The following is an 8646-nucleotide window of genomic DNA, read 5'->3' as shown; positions in this document are numbered from 1 at the left end:
TCAGCTTCCCTGGTGGACATTGTGAGCCTAATGATAAAAGCGGCGCCCATGCCGCCATGCGTGAATGCTCTGAGGAACTGGGGATCGATTTAGATCAAATTGAATTACTTGGTAATTTAGATTGTCTCGTATCTGCGATAGGTGTCAAACTATATGCTGTAGCCGTGCGCCTGAATACAAGCGATTTAAAACCAAATCCTGACGAAGTAGGAGAGGTATTCACAGTTCCATTACAATATCTATTAGACATGGAGCCAACTGTAGGACATCTAGACATTGGGACTAAACCGTTAAAAGACTTCCCGTTCCATTTATTAGAAGGCTACAACATTGATTGGAAAATTAGACAAAACTACTCCGTTTATTTCTATCCTTATAAACAATACACTATATGGGGACTTACGGGGCGAGTATTGAAGAACTTTTTAGATATATATAGGGCGGTTAAATGAAACCTGAATTTGTTCCATGGTTATGGATTATTTATGTAGCTTATGTTTTATATAAGAGATATAAAGAAAATAGTCGTTTAGAAAAATATGAAATCATACTTGCTATTATTAGCTTAATATTTGTAGGTGGTGGCCATTTACTTATGATATACTACAATCTTAGTGAAACTGGAATATTTTTAGTTAACTTATTTTTTGTTTTGTTCATGATTTTAATGAAAGTAGTTTTTGGAGTGTAAAATTGGAAATATTAAATTGGCTTGGATTTGCTATGCTTCCTATAGGCATAATAATATCAATATTATTGATTATATTTGGAACAATAAAAGAAGTTAAGTTTATAAATCCTAGAATTCCATTAGGACGCTTATTCTTCTTTTTCGGAAGTGGCTTTTCTTTTGTAGTAGGTGTTATATCTTTAAAGTATGGCCATAGTGCGTTGTATGCTAATTCAATTAGCGATGGATTAATATATAATATTCTTGGATATTCCTTTTGCATTTATGGTTTTACTTTCTTTTTTATGACAGGTATGAGACGAGCTTCTGATATAGGAATTCCATTTTGGATATATCCAACTTTTATTATAATTACCTTATTAAGTAGATTCATAAATGAAGAGATTTCTGAGTTTCTTTTTTTAGGTATGTATATTTTCTTATTACAACCAGGTAGAACAAGAGAATAATCATATGTATTTATAACTATATTATTTAATGTAAGATCAATTGGTTAGTGGAGTATTATATGTTATGAAAAAGCAATATATATTTATTTTATTAGGATTATTCGTACTTTCTACATTGACCTACTCCATTTATTACAAGATTGATAAAGATAATAAACATGAAACTGCTGAAGCAGTTTTGAATAGATTAGTTGTTGTTTCTAATAGTGAAGATATTAGAATGTCTTATGGTCAGTATAGCCGTGGGGAGTGGGTCCAGTATCTTGACATGAAGGTAAGCCCTGATTATAAAACTGTTATGCCACAAACTCTAGAAACTATTGCTTATATCTTTCCTAATAGTAAAGTAGAAAAAATTGAGACCTCAGAGGCTACATTACTATACCGTATTACTTTAGAGGATGGTATTTTATATGTTAATGGCAGTGATATGAAGCCCGATCAATTAAGATTTATTGTTCATGTGTCAAACTAAAATTAGAGATGATTGTCTAATATCAGGCAATCATTTTTTTGTTGCATAATAATCCTCATATAAATTGACAGATTGTAAATTAAGGTATACTATTTATGTGTAAAAGGTTTAATGTGTTGCACTAATTAATCTAGGAGGTTCTCACATGAATCGCGAAACAGCATACGTACTTTGGTTTGATGAATTACGACGTGAAGATGTTAATTTAGTTGGTGGTAAGTCTTCTTCTTTAGGGGAATTGACATCCTCCACTAATGTACCTGTACCTTACGGTTTTGCTACAACTGCTCATGGTTATCGTGAGTTTATGAAAGCAACAGGACTAGAAGATAAAATCCGCGCTGAACTTGATGCATTAGATGATGTAGAAAATTCTGCATTATTGCGTGAAGTATGTGCTAAAATTCGCCGCATGATTTGCGAAGAAGAAATGCCTAAAGAATTGGCAGATGCTATCCGTCATGCTTATGAAGAACTCGGTAAAAAAGTAAACGAAGAAAATCCATTCGTAGCAGTTCGTTCTAGTGCAACAGCAGAAGACTTGCCAGATGCAAGTTTCGCAGGCCAACAAGATACATATTTAAATGTACGTGGTGCTGATGTTATTATTCAAAAAGTAAAAGAATGCTACGCATCTACTTTCACAGACCGTGCAACATATTACCGTGTAAAACAAGGTTTCGATCATATGACAGTAGCATTGAGTGCAGCTGTTCAAATGATGGTATTCTCTAAAGCTGCTGGCGTAATGTTCACTGTTGACCTTGTAACAGGCAATGATAACAATATTCTTATTGAAGGTTCTTGGGGTCTTGGTGAATACGTTGTACAAGGTACCGTTACACCAGATAATTTCCGTGTAGATAAAGCTAAAATGGAAATTACAGACCGCATGATTAATGACAAAAATATCCGTTTAGTTCGTAAAGCTGACGGCGATTGCGTTGAAGAAGTTGTTCCAGCAGATGAAGCTAAACAACAAGTGATTACAGATGCTCAAGTTCTAGAGCTTGCTGAATATGCAAAAGCAATCGAAAAACATTATGATTGCTACATGGATATGGAATGGGGCGTAGATGAACGAGATGGTAGAATTTGGATTTTACAAGCTCGTCCAGAAACAGTTTGGTCCCGTAAAGAAAAAACAGAAGTATCCGAAAAACCTAGCACATTAGATGCAGGTAATCGCGATATTATCGTAAAAGGTTTGCCAGCATCCCCTGGTAATGCAGCTGGTAAAGCTCATGTTATCATCAATCCTGAGGATATTGATGAGTTCAAAGAAGGCGAAATCCTTGTCACAGCTATGACAGCTCCTGACTGGGTGCCAGCAATGAAAAAAGCGAAAGCTATCGTTACAGATGCCGGTGGTATGACTTGTCATGCGTCCATCGTTAGCCGTGAGCTTGGTATTCCTTGTATCGTAGGTACTAAGAGCCGTAGCCATGAAGCGACTACATCCATTAAAGATGGTCAAATGATTACTGTAGATGCTACAAATGGTATCGTATATGATGGCGTATTAGAAGATATCGTTAAAAAGCCAGAAGCACAAGCTACTGCAAATGTTGTTGCTGAATCTGTTCCTGTAACAGGCACTAAGATTTACATGAATTTAGGCGACCCTGATTTGGCTGAAAAACATGGTGTATTGCCATGTGATGGTATCGGTCTTATGCGTGAAGAGTTCATTTGGACTACTTTCATCCATGAACATCCATTGCACCTTATCGAAACAGGTCGCAGTGATTTTGCTGTAAATACATTGGCAGAAGGTATGCGTAAAGTTTGCCAAGCATTAGCTCCTCGCCAAGTTGTGGTTCGTTTGAGCGACTTCAAATCTAGCGAATACCGTGATCTCAACGGTGGCGATAAATATGAACCACATGAATCCAGTGCATTACTTGGCTGGCGTGGTGCTTCTCGTTACTATGATCCTAAATACACACCTGCTTTCAAATTAGAATTAGAAGCAATCAAAAAAGTACGTAATGAATTTGGATTCAAAAATCTACAAGTTATGATTCCATTCTGCCGTACTGTAGAGGAAGCTGAACTGGTAACTAATTTGATGGCTCAAGAAGGCCTTGTACGCGGTAAAGATTTCAAAATCTGGCTCATGGCTGAAATTCCAGCAAATATTATCTTAGCTGATCAATTCAATAAATATGTAGATGGTTATTCCATTGGTTCTAACGATTTGACAATGCTTGTTCTCGGTTGTGACCGCGATAACGAAACAGTTCAACATATTTACGATGAACGTAATTTAGCTGTTCGTAGAGCAATTCGTCATCTCATTGAAGTGGCGCATAAAGATGGCAAAACTGTATCCATCTGTGGCCAAGCACCAAGCGTGTACCCTGAACTTTGCGAATTCCTCGTAAAGAGCGGTATCGACTCCATTTCTGTTAATCCAGATGCAGTTGTAAGCACTAAGAAAATGGTGGCTCAATTAGAACAACGAATCATGCTTGATGCTATGACTGGTCGTGGTCGTCAAGAAACTGATGATTTAACTTGGTAATAATATAGTTATATTAAAAGAGGAGGCCGGTAGGTCTCCTCTTTTTCTGAATGGTAACTTAGGATATAATACAAACAGAGATGAAAGGGGGTTACCGTGTGAAACTGTCGAAACGACAAGAACAAATTGCTCAAATCGTTCGTGAAGAAGGACCTGTAACAGGTAGTGCTATTGCTGAACATTTAGAGGTTACACGATCTGCATTGCGTTCAGATTTATCTGTTTTAACTATGCTAGGTGTCTTAGATGCACGGCCTAATGTAGGCTATTACTATGTGGGACTTTCAAAAGAAACACAAACAGCGGAGCGATTAAAGTCATTTCTGGTAAGTGATGTATTATCCCAAGCAGTCGTAGTCAATGGGGATACAAGTTTGTATGACACGATTGTTACTATATTTACTGAGGATGTAGGGACCATTTTAGTGTGTGATGATTCCTATTTAGTAGGTGTCGTATCCCGTAAGGACTTGTTGCGTGCCTCTATGGGGCAAACAGATTCGCACACCATGCCTATATCTATGATTATGACCCCTGTAAGTAAGGTTATAACTGTGGAGCCTACAGATACATTGGTAGAGGCTGCTCAGAAGATGATAGATTATGAGGTAGATTGTTTACCTGTTATCGTTCGCGAGGATGTGGAGAACAAGAAACGTTTAAAGGTTGTAGGCCGCGTATCTAAAACGACGGTAACAAAAGTATTTTTAGAATGTAGCATACATTGAGGTTGATAGAATGGTAGAAAAAATTATTTATGCAATATCGGACTCCCTTGGGGAGACCGCAGAGGCTGTAGCAAGGGCTACGGCGAGTCAATATGATAAAGAACAAATTGAAATTGTTCGCATTCCATATATTGATAGTGAAAGCCAAATTGATGAAATTATAGCAGATGCAAAACGTGGTAATCATGTCATTTGTCATACTATTGTATCTGAATCTTTGCGCAAATATCTTCATGAAAAAGTAGCAGAATATAACATTCCTGCTGTAGATATTATGGGTCCAGTTCTCGATGCAGTAGGTACAGTAGCATCTACAAAGCCTCGTATGACTGCGGGTATGGTTCATAAACTAGACCAAGAATATTTCAAAAAGGTTGAAGCTATTGAGTTCGCCGTGAAATATGATGATGGTAAAAATCCATCTGGCTTTGAAAAGGCTGACGTAGTCATCATTGGTGTTTCTAGAACAAGTAAGACACCATTGTCTATGTTCTTGGCATACAAAAAAATTAAAGCTGCTAACTTGCCATTGGTACCAGAGGTACCATTGCCAGAGGAATTATTTAAAATTCCCGCTAAGAAAATCGTGGGCCTTATTATCGACCCATTTAAGTTAAATAATATTCGTAGTGAACGGTTACGCGCTATCGGTTTAGAGGACGAAGCAAATTATGCTTCTATTGAGCGTATTCAATCCGAACTAGAATACGCGAAGGCTATTATGCGTCGTTTGCATTGCCAAGTGTTAGATGTTTCCAATAAATCTATCGAAGAAACAGCGTCTCTTGTTATGCAACTCATCGATCGTAACCGCGCATCGGAGGGTAAATGAATATACGGGAACAAATAGAGGAGAGGGAGGCTTTACTCCTTTCTCCTTATGCTGCTAAAAGCCGCGATGCAATCCGTGATATAGAGGAAGCTCCCGATCCACTTAGAACTGCCTTTCAACGTGATCGAGACCGCATTATTCACAGTAAATGTTTTAGACGGTTAAAGCACAAGACACAAGTTTATATTGCGCCAGGTGACCATTATCGTACACGCATGACTCACACCCTTGAGGTAGGTCAGATTGGTCGTACAGTGGCTCGTGCATTACGCCTCAACGAGGATTTAGTAGAAGCTATTGCTATGGGCCATGATGTGGGACACACACCATTTGGTCATGTTGGGGAATATGCCTTGCGTGATATGGTAGGTCATTTCAATCATAATGAACAAAGTTTGCGCATGGTTGAAGTGTTGGAAAAACATGGTGAACATCAAGGACTTAATTTAACGACTGCTGTGCGCGATGGAATTCTAGGTCACACAGGGGCTACAATTCCAGTTACCTTAGAAGGTCAAATTATTCGTATCGTTGACCGCATTGCCTATTTGTGTCACGATTTTGATGATGCACAACGGGCAGGTATGTTGACGGCCGAGGAATTACCTTTTGAAGTGCGTGAACACTTTGGTATGACTCCATCTAGCATGATTACCGCTATGGTTGAAGATATGGTGCGCGAATCTTTAGATAAGCCTGTTATTTCTATGTCCTCTGATATAGAGATGACCATGAATCTATTCCGTCAATTTATGTTTAAAAATGTCTATTTGGCGCCAGCTTTAATTCCTGATCGAAATAAGGCATCTCATGTGGTGAAAAACCTATTTACTCACTTTATGGAACATCCTGATGATATGGAGGGCTGTGAAAGTAATCGAGAGTTTTACTCTACCCGTGATGTGGTGGATTATGTGGCCGGCTTAACTGATCAATATGCTATTAAGTTGTTTAAACAGTACTATATTCCCAATATTACCTTGTAAGACTTTTAGTAATAGGTACATAGATAACAAAAAAAGCAGTTAGTTCAAATGAACTAACTGCTTTTTTTGGGGCTCTAGAACCCCAAAGAGTACATGTACTTTTTATTTTACGCGCGTGTAATTTTATTAGAACGAAGGCAGCGAGTGCATACGTTAACTTTTTTAGTAGCACCGTCTACAACCGCCCGTACTCTTTGAATGTTCGGTTTCCAAGTTTTTCTTGTGCGAATGTGAGAGTGACTCACGTTCATACCGCTAGATGTGGATTTGCCACATACTTCGCAAAGGTTTGCCATAGTTTCCACCTCCAAGCTTAATCTATAACATAACAAAAGTATATTATCATAAAGACATAGTTAAAGCAAGTGTTTTTATCGTACATATTGCTCTTTTTATGAAATATACTACAATATAAGGTATACTATATATCATATTCTAAGATATAAATGGACTTTTACACAAGGATATACAAAAATTGGATATATCTCATGTGTTTATCGTATATTTAAAGGAGTTTCTATGGATGAACGGTTAACGACCATTAAAGGAATTGGTCCTGGTCGGGAGAAACAATTGCATAAGCTAGGGATTACGAATGTAACATCGTTGTTGACATATTTCCCTCGGAGCTATGAAGACCGCCGTACAATTTATAGAATTGGTGAATTAAAGTCAGGTATGACCGGTGGCGTAGTAGGCAATGTTATAGCTGTTCAAGAAAAACGCCCTCGTCCTAGATTGTCTATATTAGAGGTGGTCATTGCAGATGGTACTGGTCCACTAAAGATTGTATTATTTAACCAAGGGTATAAAAAGAACTTTTATAAAAAAGGGCAGCGTCTATATGCATATGGCAAAGCAGAATTTCAATATGGGTCTATGCAAATGAATACGCCCCAAATAGAAAATTTGGGAGATGGTGGAGAGCCAGATCGTGGCATTGTTCCTATTTATGCCTTGGCTGATGGAGTGTCTCAATTTGTGGTGCGCTCATCAGTACGAAACTGGTTCGCTGCTAATCATGAATTGCAAGAGATTCTGCCTGCTGAGGTTCGTGAAGCACATCAATATATGAGTCGCTATGATGCATTTAAAATGATGCATTTCCCGGATTCTTCAGAGCGATACGAAGAAGCGCGTCACCAATTGGCCTATGAAGAGTTATTTGTAATGCAATCTGGATTGGCCTTGTTGCGGAATAAAGAGCAGTATCATAAAGGGCCTAAGATGGGACCTAATGGGGACTTAATGGCTCAGTGTATAGAAAACTTGCCGTTCTCCTTAACAGGTGATCAACAGCGTGCATTAGAGGACATTCGCATCGATATGGAAGATGAACGTCCTATGCAACGATTATTACAAGGTGACGTAGGTTCTGGTAAAACCGTTGTAGCTACATTGAGTTTGTTGAAGGCCATTGAAAATGGGTACCAAGGTGCGTTAATGGCCCCTACGGAGATTTTGGCGGCTCAACATTATGAAGGCATAACAGAGGTATGTCGTAATTTAGGCATTACTATAGAGTTATTAACTGGTTCTACTACAAAAAAAGAAAAAGAGCGCATCTATGAAGGCTTAGCTGATGGATCAATTCATATGATCATCGGTACCCATGCGCTTATTCAAGAGGGCGTAAACTTCCATAATTTAGGCCTCGTCATTATCGACGAACAACATCGCTTTGGTGTGGAACAACGGGCACGATTACAACAAAAGGGTACATACCCACATGTACTCATTATGACAGCTACACCAATTCCACGGACAATGACCTTATCTGTATATGGTGATCTTGCTGTATCCTTGATTAAAGAGATGCCACCAGGGCGTAAGCCTGTTAAAACGTATGCTGTAGATAGCTCATATAAAGAACGATTGAGAAACTTCTTTGGCAAAGAGATGGCAGAAGGTCGTCAAGTTTATGTAGTATGTCCTCTAGTAGAAGAGTCTGAAAAATT

General features: G+C 38.3%; 10 protein-coding genes. 9 read left to right on the top strand and 1 reads right to left on the bottom strand.

Going from position 1 to position 8646, the window contains the following annotated elements; all coding sequences use genetic code 11:
- From QZR70_RS07500 to QZR70_RS07465, 8 genes are all read left to right on the top strand, one after another.
- Positions 1–452, top strand: a 452-nt coding sequence (locus QZR70_RS07500) for a CoA pyrophosphatase (protein ID WP_295794222.1), incomplete at its 5' end; no start/stop codon positions are given.
- Complete coding sequence (locus QZR70_RS07495; protein ID WP_295794219.1) at positions 449–691, top strand: Zn-dependent protease with chaperone function; 243 nt, start codon at positions 449–451, stop codon at positions 689–691. The genes QZR70_RS07500 and QZR70_RS07495, both read left to right, overlap by 4 nt.
- A gap of 2 nt (positions 692–693) precedes the next feature.
- Positions 694–1140 (top strand): hypothetical protein, encoded by a 447-nt coding sequence (locus QZR70_RS07490; RefSeq protein WP_295794218.1) that lies wholly within the window; start codon positions 694–696, stop codon positions 1138–1140.
- Positions 1141–1204: 64 nt separating this feature from the next.
- Positions 1205–1615, top strand: a complete 411-nt coding sequence (locus tag QZR70_RS07485; protein WP_295794217.1) for a hypothetical protein — start codon at positions 1205–1207, stop codon at positions 1613–1615.
- 145 nt (positions 1616–1760) lie between these two features.
- A complete protein-coding gene (ppsA, locus tag QZR70_RS07480) occupies positions 1761–4142 on the top strand; it encodes a phosphoenolpyruvate synthase (RefSeq protein ID WP_295794215.1) in 2382 nt (793 codons plus the stop codon).
- A 98-nt stretch (positions 4143–4240) separates the two neighbouring features.
- Positions 4241–4870 carry a helix-turn-helix transcriptional regulator gene (locus QZR70_RS07475; RefSeq protein ID WP_105089296.1) on the top strand — a complete coding sequence of 210 codons (630 nt, stop codon included), beginning with the start codon at positions 4241–4243 and terminating at the stop codon, positions 4868–4870.
- A gap of 10 nt (positions 4871–4880) precedes the next feature.
- The gene (locus QZR70_RS07470; RefSeq protein ID WP_295794213.1) at positions 4881–5702 is read left to right on the top strand and encodes a pyruvate, water dikinase regulatory protein; all 822 of its coding nucleotides are present in this window, start codon (positions 4881–4883) and stop codon (positions 5700–5702) included.
- Entirely contained in the window at positions 5699–6688 is a 990-nt protein-coding gene (locus tag QZR70_RS07465) for a deoxyguanosinetriphosphate triphosphohydrolase (RefSeq protein ID WP_295794210.1), read from the top strand. The genes QZR70_RS07470 and QZR70_RS07465 overlap by 4 nt, the downstream gene beginning before the upstream one ends.
- Before the next feature lie 107 nt (positions 6689–6795).
- On the opposite strand, the gene rpmB is transcribed toward QZR70_RS07465, so the two are convergent.
- Complete coding sequence (rpmB, locus tag QZR70_RS07460) at positions 6796–6984, bottom strand: 50S ribosomal protein L28 (RefSeq protein WP_005386334.1); 189 nt, start codon at positions 6982–6984, stop codon at positions 6796–6798.
- A gap of 223 nt (positions 6985–7207) precedes the next feature.
- Between rpmB and QZR70_RS07455 the strand changes: the two genes are divergently transcribed.
- Positions 7208–8646 (top strand): ATP-dependent DNA helicase RecG (locus tag QZR70_RS07455; protein ID WP_295794208.1); only part of this gene is annotated, 1439 nt, incomplete at its 3' end.

The organism is uncultured Veillonella sp. (assembly GCF_900545205.1).
Classification (GTDB): Bacteria; Bacillota; Negativicutes; order Veillonellales; family Veillonellaceae; genus Veillonella.
Note: the sequence above shows the minus strand (reverse complement) of the source record. Positions and strands in the feature narration are given on the sequence as shown.

Bases quoted from the DNA above. Each gene is read 5' to 3' on its own strand.
- QZR70_RS07495 (WP_295794219.1), top strand. From the start codon at position 449: ATGAAACCTGAATTTGTTCCATGGTTATGGATTATTTATGTAGCTTAT.
- QZR70_RS07485 (WP_295794217.1), top strand. From the start codon at position 1,205: ATGAAAAAGCAATATATATTTATTTTATTAGGATTATTCGTACTTTCT.
- ppsA (WP_295794215.1), top strand. From the start codon at position 1,761: ATGAATCGCGAAACAGCATACGTACTTTGGTTTGATGAATTACGACGT.
- QZR70_RS07470 (WP_295794213.1), top strand. From the start codon at position 4,881: ATGGTAGAAAAAATTATTTATGCAATATCGGACTCCCTTGGGGAGACC.
- QZR70_RS07465 (WP_295794210.1), top strand. From the start codon at position 5,699: ATGAATATACGGGAACAAATAGAGGAGAGGGAGGCTTTACTCCTTTCT.
- rpmB (WP_005386334.1), bottom strand. From the start codon at position 6,984: ATGGCAAACCTTTGCGAAGTATGTGGCAAATCCACATCTAGCGGTATG.